This window comes from Allobosea sp. 2KB_26, assembly GCF_052115715.1.
GTDB lineage: Bacteria > Pseudomonadota > Alphaproteobacteria > Rhizobiales > Beijerinckiaceae > Allobosea.
On the sequence record NZ_JBFRHE010000002.1, the window covers coordinates 462095 to 479550 of the forward strand.

Annotated in this window: 16 protein-coding genes; 3 read left to right on the plus strand and 13 right to left on the minus strand. The window is 63.4% G+C overall.

Translation table 11 applies throughout. The features are described 5' to 3' along the window. Positions 1-470: 470 nt before the first annotated feature. Complete coding sequence (locus AB4099_RS10305) at positions 471-932, plus strand: L,D-transpeptidase (protein ID WP_441477980.1); 462 nt, start codon at positions 471-473, stop codon at positions 930-932. Between the two features lie 84 nt (positions 933-1016). On the opposite strand, the gene AB4099_RS10310 is transcribed toward AB4099_RS10305, so the two are convergent. The 10 genes from AB4099_RS10310 to AB4099_RS10355 form a co-directional block, all read right to left on the minus strand. Further along, entirely contained in the window at positions 1017-1727 is a 711-nt protein-coding gene (locus tag AB4099_RS10310) for a hypothetical protein (protein ID WP_113516612.1), read from the minus strand. An 869-nt stretch (positions 1728-2596) separates the two neighbouring features. Then, positions 2597-3184, minus strand: coding sequence for a protein-S-isoprenylcysteine O-methyltransferase (locus AB4099_RS10315; protein ID WP_441477981.1), 588 nt, complete (start codon positions 3182-3184; stop codon positions 2597-2599). Then, on the minus strand, positions 3181-4410 hold the full coding sequence (locus AB4099_RS10320; protein ID WP_113516615.1) for a hypothetical protein: 1230 nt from the start codon (positions 4408-4410) through the stop codon (positions 3181-3183). Before AB4099_RS10320 ends, AB4099_RS10315 begins: the two co-directional genes overlap by 4 nt. 333 nt (positions 4411-4743) lie before the next feature. Next, the gene (locus AB4099_RS10325) at positions 4744-5535 is read right to left on the minus strand and encodes an IclR family transcriptional regulator (RefSeq protein WP_113516616.1); all 792 of its coding nucleotides are present in this window, start codon (positions 5533-5535) and stop codon (positions 4744-4746) included. A 307-nt stretch (positions 5536-5842) separates the two neighbouring features. Further along, positions 5843-6034, minus strand: coding sequence for a hypothetical protein (locus AB4099_RS10330; protein ID WP_113516617.1), 192 nt, complete (start codon positions 6032-6034; stop codon positions 5843-5845). After that, positions 6034-8235: a glycoside hydrolase family 5 protein gene (locus AB4099_RS10335; RefSeq protein ID WP_441477982.1), complete on the minus strand. Its 2202-nt coding sequence runs from the start codon at positions 8233-8235 to the stop codon at positions 6034-6036. The genes AB4099_RS10330 and AB4099_RS10335 overlap by 1 nt, the downstream gene beginning before the upstream one ends. 47 nt (positions 8236-8282) lie before the next feature. Further along, complete coding sequence (locus AB4099_RS10340; RefSeq protein ID WP_441477983.1) at positions 8283-8966, minus strand: class I SAM-dependent methyltransferase; 684 nt, start codon at positions 8964-8966, stop codon at positions 8283-8285. A gap of 42 nt (positions 8967-9008) precedes the next feature. Further along, positions 9009-10019 (minus strand): glycosyltransferase family 2 protein, encoded by a 1011-nt coding sequence (locus tag AB4099_RS10345; RefSeq protein WP_441477984.1) that lies wholly within the window; start codon positions 10017-10019, stop codon positions 9009-9011. A gap of 34 nt (positions 10020-10053) precedes the next feature. After that, positions 10054-11211 (minus strand): GNAT family N-acetyltransferase, encoded by a 1158-nt coding sequence (locus AB4099_RS10350; protein WP_441477985.1) that lies wholly within the window; start codon positions 11209-11211, stop codon positions 10054-10056. Further along, positions 11201-12523 carry a lipopolysaccharide biosynthesis protein gene (locus tag AB4099_RS10355; protein WP_441477986.1) on the minus strand — a complete coding sequence of 441 codons (1323 nt, stop codon included), beginning with the start codon at positions 12521-12523 and terminating at the stop codon, positions 11201-11203. Before AB4099_RS10355 ends, AB4099_RS10350 begins: the two co-directional genes overlap by 11 nt. Before the next feature lie 189 nt (positions 12524-12712). Here AB4099_RS10355 and AB4099_RS10360 point away from each other — a divergent pair, with 189 nt between their 5' ends. Then, positions 12713-13444, plus strand: coding sequence for a N5-glutamine methyltransferase family protein (locus tag AB4099_RS10360; protein WP_441477987.1), 732 nt, complete (start codon positions 12713-12715; stop codon positions 13442-13444). Beyond that, a complete protein-coding gene (locus tag AB4099_RS10365) occupies positions 13441-14556 on the plus strand; it encodes a hypothetical protein (RefSeq protein WP_441477988.1) in 1116 nt (371 codons plus the stop codon). Before AB4099_RS10360 ends, AB4099_RS10365 begins: the two co-directional genes overlap by 4 nt. A 45-nt stretch (positions 14557-14601) precedes the next feature. Here AB4099_RS10365 and nadE read toward each other — a convergent pair whose 3' ends face one another. From nadE to AB4099_RS10380, 3 genes are read right to left on the minus strand one after another with little or no spacing between them, the layout of a single operon-like run. Beyond that, entirely contained in the window at positions 14602-15609 is a 1008-nt protein-coding gene (nadE, locus tag AB4099_RS10370; RefSeq protein WP_441477989.1) for an NAD(+) synthase, read from the minus strand. Continuing rightward, the gene (locus AB4099_RS10375; protein WP_441477990.1) at positions 15606-17153 is read right to left on the minus strand and encodes a class I adenylate-forming enzyme family protein; all 1548 of its coding nucleotides are present in this window, start codon (positions 17151-17153) and stop codon (positions 15606-15608) included. The genes nadE and AB4099_RS10375 overlap by 4 nt, the downstream gene beginning before the upstream one ends. A gap of 25 nt (positions 17154-17178) precedes the next feature. After that, complete coding sequence (locus AB4099_RS10380) at positions 17179-17445, minus strand: acyl carrier protein (RefSeq protein ID WP_113516627.1); 267 nt, start codon at positions 17443-17445, stop codon at positions 17179-17181. Between the last annotated feature and the right edge of the window lie 11 nt (positions 17446-17456).

A 17456-nucleotide genomic window follows, 5' to 3' on the forward strand; every position in this document is an offset into this window, starting at 1 on the left:
AGCCACTCGTGGCGTTGTTCGCAGTCGGTCCCGGCGCACTGAAGATCCTGCTGAGCAATTCGTGGCCAGCGCAGGCCACTGAGGCCCCATATCGGAGCCGCGACGTACGGTGATCGGCTGGCGGGCAGTCGCAACGTTGCGACGGTCCGGAAGGCGTCGTCCTGGTTACGACGCCGGGGGCGCTGCCCTGGTATCGAAAACAATGTAGACTGCGACCGTGTCCACCCCGGCATGACACTCCTAACCGTCATCATGCCGCGTATGGGTGAGAGCCCGCCACTCCGACCTCATTGGTTCCCTGGAGGGCGCGTAAAACTGTGCGTTACACTTCCTCTGGAGTAAACCCAAATCATGCACTAATAATCAACGAGACCTTGATATGAAGCGATCGTTGAAGTCGTCGCGACGCAGACGATCTGAGTGCAGGAAGCTTGGCAGTGCTCCGGACATGCATCGTGTTGGCGGCCATGATGGTCGCGATCCCAGTCAACGCTCGCGAAACCGTTACCTATAAGGGAGATGCGTCACCAGGCGCCATCGTCATCAAGACAAAGGAGCGCCGGCTTTACCTGGTGCAAGGAGACGGAACTGCCATCCGCTATCGCGTCGCGGTCGGGAAGTCTTCCAAGCAATGGCTCGGTGAGGTCGAGGTCGAGGGTAAGCATGTTGAGCCTGCCTGGTCGCCTCCCGATGAAATCAAGCGGGACAATCCAAGCCTGCCGGACGTCATCCCGGGCGGTTCCCCAAGAAACCCAATGGGAGCGCGTGCGCTCACATTGTCCGGCGGTGGTCAGTACGCAATCCATGGCACCAACAGGCCGGATTCCATCGGCACCTTCGCGTCCTATGGCTGCTTTCGCATGTTCAATGACGATATTGTCGATCTGTTCGACCGCGTCGGGGTCGGTACGCCCGTCATCGTCCTGCGCTGACGGGCACGCACCGGGCAATTTCCGGCATCGCCGCCCGCCGCTCGTCGCGCACACGCGAACGCGCAGCAGAACGACGCTCCCGGCTCATTGCTGGAGGGACGCCGGCACTGCGTCGTCCCTGGCGCGCCCGCTATTGATGGCGCGCAGACTGGCAATATAGTCAGGCGGGTAGAGCAGGGTATTGTCAGGGGCCTTCAGCCCCATGTACTGCGCAACCTCGCCAACCCATCTGTTGCAGTTATAGAGCACTGCGTGCCAGGCCGTCGGCTTCTGCTGTTTCTGCCTGATATAGGCCGCTACGCGGCGGTACTGGGCTTCGGTCAGCAGAACCCTGTACCGAGCCGAAATGTACTCATCCTCCAGGTCGCCATCGCTGGGGCCCGTTTCCGCGGGAACGGGGAGAACATGCCCAACAGACCAGAGCTGAGGACCTTCGCCGGCTGGATGCAGGCCTGCGACCTGTTCTGCCCTGACCTGGCCGACTTCACCCCTTGCGTTCAGCCGGCCATGGACCAGAAACGTATGGCCGTAACTGAGTGCATAGCGCGATCGGAACTCAACGAAATACTGACCACTTCGCTGGTCGGCTTCTCGCCGATGCTGCCTGGATGTCGGCTTACCGATCGAACCGGTCGGCCGGGGATCCTGTACGATAGCCTCGTTGGTGGCTTCGGGAGGTGGCGCGTACCGATCCTCCTGTGCCCTGGCCTGGGCTATCCAGAGGGAGGATGAAATTGCAGCAGCACAAGCAAAGACAATGCGAGCGCGTGCTCGAGTGTTTGGATCAAACCACACCGCAGAGCTCCGTTTTCCGGAAGAACAATAGCTTCGGCGTCAGGCGCTATTACACCAATAATTGCGTCATTAAGCTCTCGAAGAGCAATCAATCAAACGAAGAAAACGGCCGGATTGTTCCGGCCGTTTTCAGAATATCGAGCGTCAGCCCTTCGTAACGATCGGAGAAGCAACTGGAGGAGGAGCCTTCCCCTTGCCCTTGCCAATACCATAAGTGGTGCAGCCACCAACGCCCACCAACGCAACGGATACAGCCAAGATCATAAGCTTTTTCATTGATTCGCCCTCGTTGAGAACATTGCAACTATGACTGAAACAAGTTCGGCTACTAGTGCGGATGCGCAACACCAAACCCACTTCCTTGCCCCGGATCGCGGCAGTGCGGCACGACATCGAGTATTCCAAATATCCTCAGCACTTTCAATCGGCTAAGGCCAGTTTCTGCCGAAGCGAAGACGTTCGTGGTTTCCCGAGGCTGAACCGGCCGAAGGTGCTCTAACGTCGTTGATGCTTCGCTCACATCTTCCGAGCAACGTATTCAACGCGGGGATGTCATTCTTCGTCCAGGTGAAGTCGAATGATTCGTGCTGGAAACTAGACAGGTCTTAGCGGGCAACGTGAGGGCGCTTAGATCTTTCGCCGCACAGCACTCTGGCAGCGATAATATCGCCACCGCCGCGCGACGAGCGCAGCGGAATGTCACTTGACCTTCACCTGTCGATTCATTGTGGCAGCCGCAATGGCTGCACCCGCACAGAGTACTCGGCCGAGCGCCCGGCAGAGCCCCCAATTCTCGGTCGCGTCACCCCATCGGGCCGAGAGCGACCGACCCCTGTGCGCGCGCAGGTCGCGAGACTGTGACCTTGCGCTCAGGCGTGGAACCTTGGCATGACGCGGCCGGTCCGCGCCATGTAGTCGCCATATTCCGTGCCGAACGCGTCGAGCATCAGGCGCTCTTCCTGGCCGACGCGGAAGAAGTACAGCGTTCCAAAACCGATCAGGCCAGACAGCCCGGCGACAAAGTTGGGCAGCAGGAGGGCCTGGGCAATCGCCCACAGCCAGAAGGCCGAATACATGGGATGCCGTACATACCGGTACACGCCCTCCGTCACGAGGCGATGGCTCTCGCGGAGATCCAGGGACACGGACCAGTTGCGGCCGAGAGCCCGGTGCGTGAGATGAAACAGGATGAGAGCCGCGATCGCGACAAGGGCACCGAGCCAGGCGAGTGCCGGCTGGAACGGGTAGTTCGCAACGCGCGGGAACCCGGTCGCGACATAGATAAAGGGCAAGAGTCCGAGGCCCGTGAACGAAATGCTCAGCAGGATGATTTCCCGCAACCCGCGCGCGCTCCGGGAAACCGGAGTCCGGCGGGCACGTCGCTCATGCGGGATGCGGATGATGTACCAGCCAACGGCAAGCAGCGCGTAGATCGCTTTGGCGATGCTCAGGGTCATCGCTTGGCGACCTCGGTGGTGTGATCGCCCGTCGGGGCCGGGGAGGGGGAAACGAGAAATCGACCGTCGGCATCGAGTGCTTGCATGGCACCTTCCTTGGCATTGACCTGTTGTTCTGCAAAGAGCGGCCCGCAGACGAACATGAAATAATCATACGGCGCTCGTCGATCATTGCCCCTGACGAACTGGCAATGCATCCGGTACCAGTTCTTGCGAATGCGGGGATAGCGGGCCGGATCGATCATGCGCCTGATGCTGACGCTGCGAATGACCGGGGAGCCCGTGGCGGGCAAACCCATCAGCGGCAGAGGATCGGCCCGGTAGAAATTCATCACGTCCGAGCGCGCCTGGTAGTCCGCCCAGAACACGGCGCGGCAGGCGCTCACGCGCTCGACGGCGGCGCGGAAACGACGAGCGGCGCGATGAAGCCCGATCTTGAGGGTCGACGATCCCACGGACAGAAACGTGAGGCGAGGACGCTCGTCCTGGTCCTCCAGCCCGAGCTTGATCGCGTGGTCGATGAGATCGATCGCAAGCACGGCTCCAAGGCTATGTCCGACGATGAGAATCTCGTCCGCGGCGCCGCTGCGCCGGGCCTCGACGATATCGGCCGCAACGCGTTGCAGGCGCCCTTCGAGGACTGGATCGCCACGACGAATGTATTGGCGGGCAAAGATCCAGTCGTCGAAGAGAAGCCCCAGATAGACCCAACGATCGGCGGCGAGAAACAAGATGAGGAAGGCGCCAATCGCTCCCAGGGCTCCGATCGCGCTGGAGTCGGTGGCTCGCGCCAGGGCCACTCCGCCAGCAAGCGAAAATGCGGCAATGATCGCCAGAATCAAAAATGGATAGAGGAAGAACATCGCGTAGCGCCAACTGGCGCGCAGATAGCCCCAGAGCGCTCCGGCCACGATAAAATCAACGAAAGCGAGGAGGCCTTGGGGAATGCGCCACCATATCGGTCGCCTGTTCGTGGCTTCCACCACATCGTCCCATCTGATTGCGCAATACTCGGTTTCGACCCGCCAGTTGGGGCCAGCCGTGAGCACTTGCCAGGTCGAGACGTCATCGCTGTTGCTGGGCTCCGACGAAACCACGGAGGCCGCCCACGCACGCTCAAAACGTCGCGTTTCTCTGACAAAGCGACCATGCACGACCGCGGGCTGCGCATGATCGTAGCCGCCGATGTGATACACGCGACGCCTGAAAACACTCGAATCCGCCATCGCCGGCTGTCCTGCTCCCAATGCGTGGCCTGCGCTTTTTGTTAGTGGATCGCCAGCTCTTGCGCCAGCGAGCAGCGATTCAACCGAGCACGCATGTGGACGACGCAGACGAAGTCACTTTGCGCTGGTGAAACGCGATCGGCCCCTTCGTACGAGCAGAACCTCCCTTTTTCCTGGAGGCAGAGGCTCTCCACCGGGGTATCGGCATGTCGAACGAGTGACCGTGGATGAAGCGCTCGGCGAGGGCATGCCGTCATAAGGCGGGTCAGATCGACCGAGCCGTCGCGGTCTTGCTGCTGATTCGACGGACCAGTGTCCGCTGCGGAGGAGGTGCTATCGCCCCGTCCCGGCATAGCCGAGCCCGCGCGATATCTCGTCTGCGGCCTCCATGACCTGCTCCGCCATGAGCGTAATTATCTCGGGGGTCAGCCGGGTCGATGGCCCCGATATGCCAACCGCAGCCTCGACCACGCCATCGGCGCGCCTGATCGGGGCTGCCAGCCCATAGACGGCGCCGCGCCATTCGCCGAGGTTGACGGCATAGCCCTGCGAGCGGACCGCTGACAATTCGTGCTCAAGCGCTTCAAGGCTATTGATGGTCCTTGGCGTGAAGGTGAGAAGATTCCGCCCGATTTCTTCGATGACATGCGAAGGCTGAAACGCAAGAATCGCCTTTCCGATCGCAACCGCGTGCGCCGGAGCCTTGCCGCCGATATCGGAGCTGGCATGAAGAGGCTCGGGGCTATCGATCTTGTCGATATAGATCACATCGGGGCCGGTGAGGACCGACAGATGCACGGTCTCGCGCGTGCGCAGGGCGAGTTCGGAGAGGTGGCGCTGCGCTTCCCGCTTCAGCTCAAACCGGGCGAACAGGCCGACACCCAGCCCCCACAATTTCAGTGATAGCCCACATCGTCCTGTGTCGGGCTCGCGCGCGAGATAGCCCGCATGCTCAAAGACGTCCAAAGCACTCTGAATGTGGCTTTCGCTCAGTTCGGTCTGCTCCGCCAGATCGCTAACGCTCCTCGGCTGATCGCTCTTGGCCAAGGCTTCAAGAATCTTCAGGCCGTCTTGAAGAGTTCTGTCCATAAGGCGGGGTACCAGACTCCCAGATCTGAACGGCATCCCAGGCGTCAGGCGCGCAGCGCACGCTCTCCAGCCGCTTTCAGCCAGTATTCATGTCTGCAACGGCATGAAACGTGCCCGAAACAACAGTGAAGAGCAAGGGCAGCGACGGATTGCGCAAACCTCCCGTTGCGACGGGCGGATGGTGCTTGCACGGCCGTCTTTGCCAGGGTGATACGGTCGTTCAGCTGCGGTCAGGAACCGTCCGGTGTGGGGGGATGTCGGAGCCGGCGATGTTGAGCCCGGCAAAAAGCGATTTCAGGTCGAGGCGTCCGGCGCGAATCGCACGACGCTGGCGCATGGAAAATTACCAGGCTTCATCACAGACCACCGAGGCTCCGGGATCGAGGCCGGTGACCGCCCGCCGCCTGCCCCGCATGATCTTCGGGCCGCTCATGCCGGGCCTTCCGGCCCCATCCGGTGAAGCAGCTGAGCGGGCCGAATGCGCGTCGAACTCGTTCCTCCCGGCGCCCAGGGCCAGCGGGTGCGGCAGAGCCATCAGCCGCCCTCCAGGAGTTCCAGGAGGAAATAGGTCGTCGGGCCGGTCGGGAGATCGTTCGAGAGGCGGAAGGTAACCGGGCCCGCGCCACGGGTGATCGGAGGTTTCACCGTTCCGTCGAGAGAGACAGGTGAGAGCTGCCAGCGCGGCGCTGTCCTGTTGATCCGCAGATCAACCTGTCCCTTGCGGATCAGCACCGGAAGCCGGCCGAAATCCTCGATGACCTTCTCTTGCCGGTCGCGGAAGGTCATGCCGGTATTGCGGGCATCGGTGGCGAAGATCAGCAGGAAGCGGCTTCCCTTGGCGAGGGAGGCCGGCCTGTCGAGCGAGGCCAGGGCGACGAGACCGTCACCCTCCGCAGCGTCGACGCTCATTGTTCCGAGCCTGGCCGGCAGGCTCTGTGAGGAGAAGGCGACGGCCTCGGTCGCGGGCGTCGAAACGCGCAACTGCCGGCTTGGGCGGTTCAGGACGATCTCGCCCGTGTCGCTCTGGTAGAGCCCTGCCGCGATGTCGGTGGCATTTCCTTGCGAGAGCGCGCCGCTCTTCTTCAGCCTGTCGATGATCCCGGCCGCGCGATTCGTGTCGCGGGGCTGAAGAACGGCGATCTGTTCGCCGATGCGGTCGGCAGCCTGCAATCCGATCCGCCCGACCAGAGCCAGATCCGTCAGGTTTTCAGGTTCCCGTGCCTGCATATCCTTGCCGAGATCCTCCTCGCCGCGAACCGCGAACGGGATCGTGATCCGGGAGGTGGCGACATCGCCGCGCCTGAACAGGAGAGCGGAGAGGGTCTCGCCCGCGCGGGCCACGGGATCGAGGGCGATCGCGTAGGGTAGCATCGCCCGCTTGTGCGGATAGGGCTCGCCATAGGCGAGGATGATCGGGCCGTGGGCGTGCCGGCAGAGCACGTCCCAGCCCTGCAGTGCGGCATAGGCCGGAAAGACCAGCCCGCCCTCATAGCGATAGCGGTTCCAGAACAGGTGATCGTATTCGCTGACGATGAAGGGTTTTCCGAGCCATCGCGCGGCCGCGATCATGCGCATCGCGTTGGCGCCGTCGCCGACCGAACTCTGCTGAAGCAGCTTGCTGCCGGGCGCATAGCCCCCGACCCAGTCGTGATAGGTGTTCATCGTCACGGCTTCGAGGCCACGCCTGCTGAGGGCGGTCTGGATCGTCGGCCAGTTGTTATAGGTGCTGATCAGGCCCTTGTAGCCGAGCGTGCGTAGCGCTTGGCTCATCTTTGCGGCGGATTCGGTCTCGACCTCGGTAAAGAAGGCCTGCAGGTCGCGCATGCGCGGACTATCGGCGTAACGGTTGCCGGGCAGTGCGATCGAGCCATTCTCCAGTCGCTCGGTCCAGCCGAGCCCGCCCCAGGCCTTCGAAAGAGCAGCCGTCGACGCATAGCGCTTCGCCAGCCAGCGATTGAAGGGGGCCGCGAGCATCGCGTCATAGGGTGGCTTGCCAGGCCGGTCCTGCACGACGCCCTCGAACTCGATGCCGTTCTCATTGACCAGGATGACCAGCGCCAGCGCATCGTCATGGATCGGCGCGATGCCGGTATGGGGATTGACCCTTGCGAGGAATTTTTCGGTGAAGTTCTTCCAATGGGCGAAGGCGGCGTCGTCGAGATGCAGCGCGAGCTTGAGGTTGCCGGCTGGATCCCAGCGGTCGTCATAGCCGCCATAGGCGCCGCGCCACGAGGTCATCCCATCGATGATCCAGTAGATGCCGTTCCGCTTCAGTGCGGCGAGCAGATAATGAATGCGGTCGAGCGTGTCGGGGTCGAAATCGAAATCCTTGCCGCGGCCGGACATCAGCGATGCGTCAAGGAAGGTTAGCCTGGCGATGTTGTAGCCGTGGCGCGCGAGTTGCTCTGCGTAGCGGTCGGCCCCGACGCGATCAGGAAAGCCGCCCGAGGCAGGGCTCCATGCCAGAGAGGCGCAGAACAGGCGTGCCGGTTCTCCAGGCGCCTGGGCGAGGGCGAGACGGCCGTCCTGCCGCGCCACCACTCGCTGGCCCACGCCGATGGCGCCCTTTGGCCCGTTCGCCCGGCTGGGCAGGAGCGCGGAGAAGTCGAGCGGGCTGCCGGGGCGGATCTCCAGCGACACCTCGCGAACGGGCAGCCATTGGTCGGCGGCGATGGCGCAAGACGCGGTGGCGCTCAAAGCCAGCACCGCGGCCAGTGAGGAAAGCAGTCTCTTCATGCCGACCAGCCCCCATTCAGCGCCCTTTGGACGATCCCGTTGCGCCTTCAGGGCCGCGACGGGCCGTGCAGGATGTAGGATTTGGTGAGGCCTGCGATTGTCTCCCGGACCAGGCTCGCCTCAGGCGTATAGGAGCGGAACTCCTTCAGGGTCAGGATCTGAATCTCCTCGAAATACTCCCGGATGTGCTCCTCGGAGGGTTTGGACAGGAAGCGCCACGGCGACAGCCTGACGGCATGGCGGGCGAGCGGACGCGGCAGCCAGTGGAGGGCTGGGCAAAAGAAATGCGGTTCGATGGGGAAGACGAAGGCCGGCGTCTGGATGAAGTAGTAGTTCGAGACGCGGTTGATCTCGCGCACAAGATTGGCTCGTTTGGCCGGCGGCACGTGCTCGATCACCGAGTTGCACACCGCCACGTCGAACGACTTGTCCTCGAAGGGAAGGCGGTCGCCGTCATAGACGATGACCTTCACATCGCCGAACGAGCCGGTGAACGAGCGCGCCTGGCCGTCGTCGCGGATATTGACCAGCGTCAGGTCCTTGGGAACGTCGGCCGGGTCGAGTTTTTCCCAGAAGTGCCTGGAGCCGCCGACGTCGCAGACCTTGAGCGACGTGAATTCGGGAATGATCTCCCGAAACAAGCCGCCGCGCTTCCTCCGGAAATACTCCGACGAGGAATGCACGATCCGGTCCCAGAGCGGAACATTCTTCTCCACAGTGTCGTCGGTCATGAAGGGAGCTTTCCTGAGGTGTTCGTGGCCCGGTTGCGCCCATTAGGCGGCCGTTCTCGCCGGTTCATGGATGATGCGGCTTTCGATGGGCGCGGCGGGTGGGTGCCGCCGCCGCAGGAAGCCCACAGGCAGCGCTGCGGCGTGGAAGAACCAGGCGACAACGGTGTAGAGCCCCATGCCGATCCCACCCTTGCGAAGGCTCATCAGCGCCACGATGCCGGCGAAGAGGGCGAGGACCAGCCCGAGAGCCAACGCCTTGTCGGGCAGGAACAGCAGGATTGCGATCGAGAGCCCCCACCAGAGATAGACCGCGCTCCATAGCTTGAGCTCGGGGAGTTCGCGCAGAAGCTGGAAGAAATAGGGCTTGCCGAGCGACGCACGCAGCAACTCGCCGACACCGTGCAGATACTTGTTCTTCCAGCGCCTCGTCAGGAGCCTGTAGGAATTGAGCGTATGGCCGAAATGCTGGACGAAGCGCCGGTCGAGCCGATGCAGTTTCCATCCGCGGCTCCGCAGGCGGATACCGAGATCGATCTCCTCATGGCCATGCAGATTGCGGTCCGAGAGATAGCCGGCCTGCTCGATCGCGCTGCGCCGATAGAGCCCGCCACCATTCATCCGGTCGATCGGACCGGTTCTGTTCTCGGGCCCATTGCGCTGCACGCGTCTCGCATATTCGAGATTGGAGACCTGCATTTCCTCGACATGTCCGGTCACGCCGGCCACGGCAGGGTTCTCGACGAGAAAACGGATGGCAGCATCGAGAAAGCTGGCATCGACCAGCATGTCTCCGTCGATCAGGCAGATGTACTCGTGGCGGGAATGCTGGAAGCCGAGTTGCGGCCCGATCCCGCAACTCGGCCGCGCCGGCGCAACGATCTGGGCGATCACGACTGGGTAACCTGATGCGATCTTGGTGGTACGGTCGGACGAGCCGCTATCGGCGATGACCACCTCGCCCTGCAGGTCGCCAAGCGCCGCCAGCGCGCTCTCGATCGTCGCTGCGATGCGCTTCTCTTCGTTCAGGGTCTTGATGATGATCGAAACGGCCAATCGGGCCTCCAGTGTCGATACGAGCGCCACGACGTCAGAAATCCGTGAGCAGCCTGCTCCAGGTTTCCGATGCAAGCCCGCCGATATAAATCTCGTTGCGTAGTGCGGCGTCGTTGATCGCGGCATGGCGCGTGACCATGCAGAAATAGCCGCGGTGCTTGAATGACAACCAGCGCTGCCGTGATATCGCGTTCATCAGGAATGGCTGCGCCATCCCGCTCGCCTGGGCATAGCCCTCTCCGTCCAGATGCGAAAACATCTGCCCGGTGACGTCGAACTCGTGGCCCGCCGCGCATAGGAGGTTCAGGACGTTGGCTTCCCGGCCCTTATTGCCGAAGAAGAGGAAAGCGCCGATCACGCGGCCATCCTCTGCGATCACGGTCCTGTACTCCAGGGAGCCGAGGCCCTGGTTCAGTGCGGCGACGCTGACGAGCCAGTCGAACTCAGGCTTTGACCAGACCGGCCGGATTGGAAAGCGTTCCATCATCGGGCCGGCACAGCGGAAGAACTCGTCCGGGCTGACGCTGATCGTCCGGCAGCCCGCTGCCGCGGCCGGGACCAGCGACGACCGTCGCCGGCGCAGCAGGCCATCGAACAGGCCGAGAAGGCGCAGGACGCCAGGGGGCCGCAACAGCGGCACGTAGCGGCTCCACGCGATCGCCCCGGCAGCAAGAGGCCGGAACGTGCGCTGCCATTCGAGGCTCTGTACCGGCAGAACCACACCGCCTCCCGCAACCCAGTGATCGGCGCTGACCGGCGAGGCGTTGTCGGAGAAGCAGAGATCCTGCCGGGCCGCGCGCATCTGCCGGGCAAGGCGCGCCGCTCCTGCCGCGCCCTCTTTCCCATCCGCCATGAAGGCGCAGAGAAGCTTGGCGATGATCGGGCGACCATGGACGGTGAACTCCATGGGGAGGGCAAGGATGGCGCTGGCAACTTTGCCGGCAGCGCTGTCATAGACGATGCTGCCATGCTCCGGCCGATAATGCGGGCTGCCGAAGAAGACGGTCTCGAGATAGCCTTCCAGATCAGGCGCCACCTCGCTCTTGCGGTCACGAAACGTCTTGCTGAACAGGCGCGCGATGGCGGGAATATCGCGCTTCGTCATCGGGCGCACGCCGCAGCCGCGCGGAGGGCTCTCCTCGCCACTGGTCGCAAGGGATGGCTTCAGGTTCTGCTGCAGGTCAGCGTCCATGCGCAATTCCCGCCGCGAGACCTTGCTTGCGGGCCTCTTCCCTGTCCCTGTTCACGACATGCAGGAGCGCCCCCCAGGCCGCAGCCACCATGGCGATCTCGATCACATAGAAGGAGACGAAAGTGCCGGTTGGTGGCGCATACCAGGTCGCGCAGGCAGCAACCACGGCGCCGATGACGCTGCCGAGCCCCATCACGGCGGCGCGGGTCGGCTGGTGGCCCGATGCTCCGAGCGCCTCCACGGCCACGGACCACATCGCCAGTGGTATCACCACCCAGCAGAGAACCCTGACGAAGGAGACGAGCGAGACATAGTCCTTGCCGAACAGATGGGGCAGGATCGGCGCCAGCACGAAGACGGCGATCGCCGCCGCGATGCTGATCGCGGTGGCTGCAACGAGAACCTTCCTGACGCGGGGCAGGGCGTGCTGCAGGCCGGCGGCCGTCGCCTTGGCCGAACCCGGGTAGACCAGGCGATTGAGCGCCTCGACCGAGAGATAGCTGCTTTCCAGCATCCGTCGCGCCACGCTGTAGCTCGCCACGATTTCGGCTGTCGCGACGAGGCTGAGCACGAGCAGGTCGGCGTTCTGCCGGATCGCCCGCAGGATGAAGGGAATGCTGAAATAGAGCCCGAGCGGCAGCTCTTCGCGCACGATCCGGTATTTCGGCTGGCCCAGCCCGCGAATGGCGCGCCAGCACGCCAGCGCAACGAGCACATGGCAGGCAAACTGCCACAGCACCCAGGTCGCGAGCGTCGAAACACCGAAGACGATGCAGGCAAGGCAGGCGGCGATCGTCCGCGCGATGGCGAAGCTGACCACCACCGTGTTGGCCGAGCCGAAATCGGAATGGGCGATGAAGATCTGCTCTGCCAGCACGATGATGCGGACCAGCATGATATTCGTGACGAGCATCAGGGTGATCACTGCGACATTCGTCGCCGGATCGCTGGAGAGCGTGAAGAAGAAGGGCAGAGCCACCGCCCCGAGCAGGACCAGGAACAGACCGCTGGCTGCCGTCAGGATGATGTTGTGGCCAAGCATGTCCGGATAGATCGCCCGGTCGCGCGCCACGCGGCGAACCAGGCATTCCATGGCACCGAGCCCGCACATATGGACCGCGATGTTCGAAATCGCGGTGATGGCGACGAAGAGGCTGAACTCATGGACGCCGAGCCAACGGGCCAGGATGGCAAAGGTCAGAAGCTGTGCGGCGGAACTGATGACGAGGCTGCCGCCGGACGCGGCATAGGACACGAGCATAGGCAGAAACGCTCTGCGATGACTCGATCCTTTCGCGTTATCCGAAGCCATCCGGTCCTGCCTTTGACAACAACCGAGATAGCGGTACTCGGTGGCGTCCACCATCGACAATACGGCCAGTAACACGCAGAAATGATTGTGCGGTTAACACCCTCCGTTCACTTCATTTCAGTCTCCGTTTACCTGACCGCCATAGTTTCTCGCGGATGAATGAGGCGCTCAGCAAGGAAAGGGGCGTTCATGCCGCACACAGTGTTGGATTTCGACGGCAAGCCCCGGCCCGGCCTGCATCGCTTCATGGGCGTGAGCCTGGAACTGGCGCCCGACGTTCTCGTGCCGCGCCAGGAAACCGAACTCCTCGGCCAGAGAGCAGTCGCGATCCTTCGCGAACGGGCCGCTGCGGAGCCGATCGTGGTCGACATGTGCTGTGGCTCGGGCAATCTCGCTTTGGCGATCGCAGCCGAGATTCCGTCGGCGCGCGTCTGGGCCGCTGATCTGACCGACAGCACCGTCGAGCTCGCCCGCCGAAACGCGGAGCGCCTGGCATTTCAGCACCGTGTCACCATCAGGCAGGGAGATCTGTTCTCCGCTCTCGCAGGCGATGGCCTGGAGGGGGCCGTCGACCTGATCGTCTGCAACCCGCCCTATATCTCCACGTCGCGCCTCGAGGGGGAGAGCGCCCATTTGCTCGAGGCCGAGCCGCGCGAAGCCTTTGACGGTGGCCCTTATGGCATATCGATCCACCAGCGCGTGATCCGGGATGCCGTAGCCTTCCTCAAGCCGGGCGGTTGGCTGCTGTTCGAATTCGGCGAGGGCCAGGATCGGCAAGCGGCAGCGCTCATTGCCAGGACTAAGGCCTACGAATCCATGACCTTCGCCGCGAATGAGGCGGGAACGCCGCGGGTTGCCCTTGTCCGCAAGCTCCCGGAGTTCGGGCAAGCATCGACCGAAGCGACAGGCCGACCGGCATGAGCGAGATCCGCCCGCTGGTCGCCGCCGATATCCCGGCGGTTACGGGGCTTTTTCAAAGGATCTTCCGGGATCGCGGCGTGGCTCCTCCTCCCACGCTCGCTCCATATCTGCGCCGACATTATCTCGAAGCGCCGGGCTGTGATCCGGAGATCGCGTCCCTCGTCCATGTGTCGAGTGAGGGCGGCATTTCGGGCTTCGTCGGCGTCAATGTGCTGCCGATGAGCCATAGCGGCCGCAAGCTGCGCGCAGGGATCTGCGGTTCGCTGATGGTCGAGCGGCGGGCGAGCGACCCGATGGCCGGTGCGCGGTTGCTCAAGACCTTTCTCGCCGGGCCGCAGGATCTCTCCTTCAGCGAAACCGCCAGCGAGATCTCCGCGCAGATGTGGACGAGGCTGCGCGGGATCGCCTTGCCGCAGTACAGCCTGGACTGGGTCCGTATCATCCGGCCATCGGCCTTCATGCTCGATCTGGCCGCGAGCCGGATCGGGGCGGTGCGGCTGCTGAACCCGCTCTCCCGGGGGCTCGATCGCTATCTGCGTGGCCGCATGCAGGATAACGATCTGCGCTGGTCGGGCGTGCCCGCGAACTGGAATGTCAAAGGCGGCCTCAAGGTCACCGAAATCGATCAGTCCGCCTTTGCCGCGCTTGTCGCTCCGCTGACGGAACAGTTCGCGCTGCGTCCGGATTGGTCAGGAGAACAACTCGCCCACATCATCACCGAAGCGTCCGAGAAACCGGACTATGGCGAGGCGGTGTATGCGCAAGTCACCTCGGCCGGCGGGGCGCCTATCGGCGCCTTTCTGTATCACGCCCGACCAGGGCGGATCGCGCGTGTCCTCCAGGTTCTCGCCAAGCCGGGGCAGGCAGGCCCGGTCATCGATTGTCTCATCGGCCACGCGGCGACGCGCGGCGTTGCGGGGTTGCGCGGTCGCACACAGCCCGCTCTGCTGGAAGCCATGCTGGGCCGGCGTATCGCCTTTAGCCACATCGCATCGACAGTCGTGCATTCGCCCGATGAGGAGCTCGTTCAGGCCTTCCGCCATGGGCAGGGCTTCCTGAACGGACTGGCGGGCGAACATTGGAACCGCCTGAACGGCGGCAGCTTCGACTAGTCTTCGCACACCAGCGACGGCCGGGCCGCCGCCGGTGCGCTGGCTTCAATGCGCGATTTCGTCCACCGGGCGCACGAGCTGCGGCCCCAGATGCAGGTACCGGGTCGCCTTGCGCTTGGCCGCGATATCGGCCCAGACCCGTTCGACCTCGACTGCCGTCAACTGCGTGGCCGTGCCGACCTCTTCGGCTGAGAGGCCGTGATTGAGCCCGTAGAGGCACAGGTCCATGCGGTCATAAGGCAGCGAGAAGTAGAACTCCTCCTGCGTCTGCTCGAGGGTGTAGGTATCGGTCGTCGGCGGCCGCCTGCGGATTTCTTCGGGAATGCCGAGATGAGCCGCCAAAGCATAAACCTGGCTCTTGTAGAGATGGGCGATCGGCTTCACGTCGGCGGCACCGTCGCCGTTCTTCACGAAGAAGCCCTGATCATATTCGAGCCGGTTCGGCGTGCCGAGCACGGCAAAATTCAGCCGGTCGGCGTGATAATATTCGATCTGCTTGCGCGTGCGCTGCTTCATATTGGTGGCGGCGACGATGCCGAGATAGACGGCAGGCGGCATGCGCAGCTTCGTCTGCCGGCCTTCGGGATCCTGAACGACCAGATACGAGATGTTGTAGCCGTCGCCCGAGAGCGAGTTGGCAATGACGATCTTGGAGGCCCAGCCCGATCCGTATGCGGGCACGAGCTCACGGATGAAGCCGTCGCGTCGTTCGTAGCAACCCATGGCCTGCAACGTCGGGCCGATATCCTCGACCGCGGCCTCGATCCCGAACGTGTCGGCCACCAGCCGGCCGAGCCGGAGGCTTTCAGGATCAGAATCGTTCTCCGGCATGAACAGGCAGAAGACGTTCTTGGCGCCGACGGCGCGGACCGCCAGCGCGACGGACACGCTGGAATCGATGCCGCCGGACAGGCCGAGCACGAGCCCGCGCTTACGCATGCCGCGCAACTGCCCACGCAGTTCGGCGACGATCCGCTCCGTCTCCGCGGCGTTGTCGATCGTCAGCGTGGCTGCCGAGAAGGCGAGCAAGCTCGGGGCAGGGGGGAGGTTCATTCCGCTGCTCCCAGCGTTTCGGCGGCCAGCCTGCGGCTGACCTTTCCGGTATCCGTCTTCGGCAATTCGGTCCGGAACGCGATGATCCGCGGCACCATGAAATCCTCGAGATGGACAGCGCAGTGGCGAATGATGTCCCGCTCGCTCAGGCTCGCATCCGACAGGACGACGAGGGCGGCAATGGCCTGGCCGAGCACCGGGTCGGGCACGCCCATCACCACCGCTTCGGCGATGCCGGGATGGCCGTGCAGCACCGCTTCCACTTCCTTCGGAGCGACCTTCTCGCCGCGCGTCTTGATGATGTCGTCCTTGCGGCCGACGAAATAGAGGAAGCCCTCCTCGTCCGTCCGGAAGAGATCGCCGGTATGGAGGCGCTTCTCCCAGGGGTTCGGCCCTGGGCGCAGCATCTGTGCCGTTGCCGCCTCGTTGCGCCAATACCCTTGCATGATATGCGGGCCGCGGATCACCAGCTCGCCCGGCACGCCCGGAGCCACGCGGTTGCCCTCATCGTCGACGACCAGCGCCTCGGTGTTGGGAATGGCGATCCCGACCGAGCCCGGCCGGCGGTCGAGTTCTTCCGGCGGCAGATAGGTGCAGCGCTTGCATTCCGTCAGGCCGTACATCGAATAGAGCCGTACGCCGGGGAACAGTTCACGCAGTCGAGCGATGTGGGCGGGCGGCAGGGCTGCGGCCGTGTTCGAGAGATAACGCAGGCTCGGCAGGAACCCCGGCTCGAGATCGCGCATCTGCAGGATCATCGCGGCCATCGTCGGCACGAGCGGAAAACCAGTGACATTCTCAGTGCGAATGCGCTCGAAGATCGCCTGCGGGAAGGCGAAGGACTTTTCCAGGACGAGGGTCGCCCCAAGCTTCATCGCCATCAGGAACTGGTAGAGGCCGTAGTCGAATGCCAGAGGCAAGACGTTGAGGATGATGTCGTCGGGCGTATTGCGCAGATAGATCGTGATCGAGTCGGCCGCCGCGTCGATATTGCGATGCGTCATCATCACGCCCTTGGGCCGGCCCGTGGAGCCCGAGGTGTAGATCAGCATGGCAAGGTCGATATCGATGCCGCCATGATCGACTGGAGCGGGCGAGCCCTTCAGGCAATCCTCGAAGGACACCGCGCCTTCGAGCGGCCGGCCGGCCGGCGACTGCGTCGAAGCGACAAAGAGCGCCTGCCCTGGGACCAACGCGCGCGCCTGCGTTACGACCGGCAACAGTTTCGCCTGCGTCAGGATCGCGGCGGCCTCGCAATCCCCGATGACATAGGCCAGCTTGTCGGCCTTGGTCGAGGCGTTGATCGGGCTGAAGGTCGCGCCGGCCTTGAGAATTGCGAAGATCGAGACGGCAGCTTCCCAACAATTGTCCATGAAAACGAGGACGCGGTCGCCCCGCTTCACGCTGCTTGCGGCGAGCGTGGTGGCCAGCCGGCTGGAAAGATCATCCAGCTCGTCATAGCGCAGCCGTCTCTGGTCGGTGACCAGCGCCGTTTTCGCAGCCTGTGCGGCGGCGTTCGTGACGAGGAATTGCTCGATCCGCATGAGCCTGTTGCTCCGCCCCTAGTCGTTACGCCGTGACCGGCGCGGCCAGCTTCGACGCGATGAAAGCCGAGATGCGATCAAGCGAATCCAGGTTTGCGGGCACGATATCGGCGTCGGCCACGGTGATCCCGTAGCGATCCTCAATGAAGGCCACGAGCTCCAGAACCCCGGTGGAATCGATGACGCCGTTCTCGATCAGCGACGCCGTGCCGTCGAGCTCATGGCTGGTATCGCCGAACAGGAAGTTCTCGACGACGAAGGCCTTCACGCTGTCCCTGATTGTTTCGCTCATGTCTTTCCCTT

Coding starts and splice junctions, on each gene's coding strand:
- AB4099_RS10380 (WP_113516627.1), bottom strand. CDS start 17,445: ATGAGCGAAACAATCAGGGACAGCGTGAAGGCCTTCGTCGTCGAGAAC.
- AB4099_RS10365 (WP_441477988.1), top strand. CDS start 13,441: ATGAGCGAGATCCGCCCGCTGGTCGCCGCCGATATCCCGGCGGTTACG.
- AB4099_RS10305 (WP_441477980.1), top strand. CDS start 471: ATGGTCGCGATCCCAGTCAACGCTCGCGAAACCGTTACCTATAAGGGA.
- AB4099_RS10330 (WP_113516617.1), bottom strand. CDS start 6,034: ATGGCTCTGCCGCACCCGCTGGCCCTGGGCGCCGGGAGGAACGAGTTC.
- nadE (WP_441477989.1), bottom strand. CDS start 15,609: ATGAACCTCCCCCCTGCCCCGAGCTTGCTCGCCTTCTCGGCAGCCACG.
- AB4099_RS10315 (WP_441477981.1), bottom strand. CDS start 3,184: ATGACCCTGAGCATCGCCAAAGCGATCTACGCGCTGCTTGCCGTTGGC.
- AB4099_RS10335 (WP_441477982.1), bottom strand. CDS start 8,235: ATGAAGAGACTGCTTTCCTCACTGGCCGCGGTGCTGGCTTTGAGCGCC.
- AB4099_RS10320 (WP_113516615.1), bottom strand. CDS start 4,410: ATGGCGGATTCGAGTGTTTTCAGGCGTCGCGTGTATCACATCGGCGGC.
- AB4099_RS10340 (WP_441477983.1), bottom strand. CDS start 8,966: ATGACCGACGACACTGTGGAGAAGAATGTTCCGCTCTGGGACCGGATC.
- AB4099_RS10350 (WP_441477985.1), bottom strand. CDS start 11,211: ATGGACGCTGACCTGCAGCAGAACCTGAAGCCATCCCTTGCGACCAGT.
- AB4099_RS10355 (WP_441477986.1), bottom strand. CDS start 12,523: ATGGCTTCGGATAACGCGAAAGGATCGAGTCATCGCAGAGCGTTTCTG.
- AB4099_RS10325 (WP_113516616.1), bottom strand. CDS start 5,535: ATGCCGTTCAGATCTGGGAGTCTGGTACCCCGCCTTATGGACAGAACT.
- AB4099_RS10375 (WP_441477990.1), bottom strand. CDS start 17,153: ATGCGGATCGAGCAATTCCTCGTCACGAACGCCGCCGCACAGGCTGCG.
- AB4099_RS10360 (WP_441477987.1), top strand. CDS start 12,713: ATGCCGCACACAGTGTTGGATTTCGACGGCAAGCCCCGGCCCGGCCTG.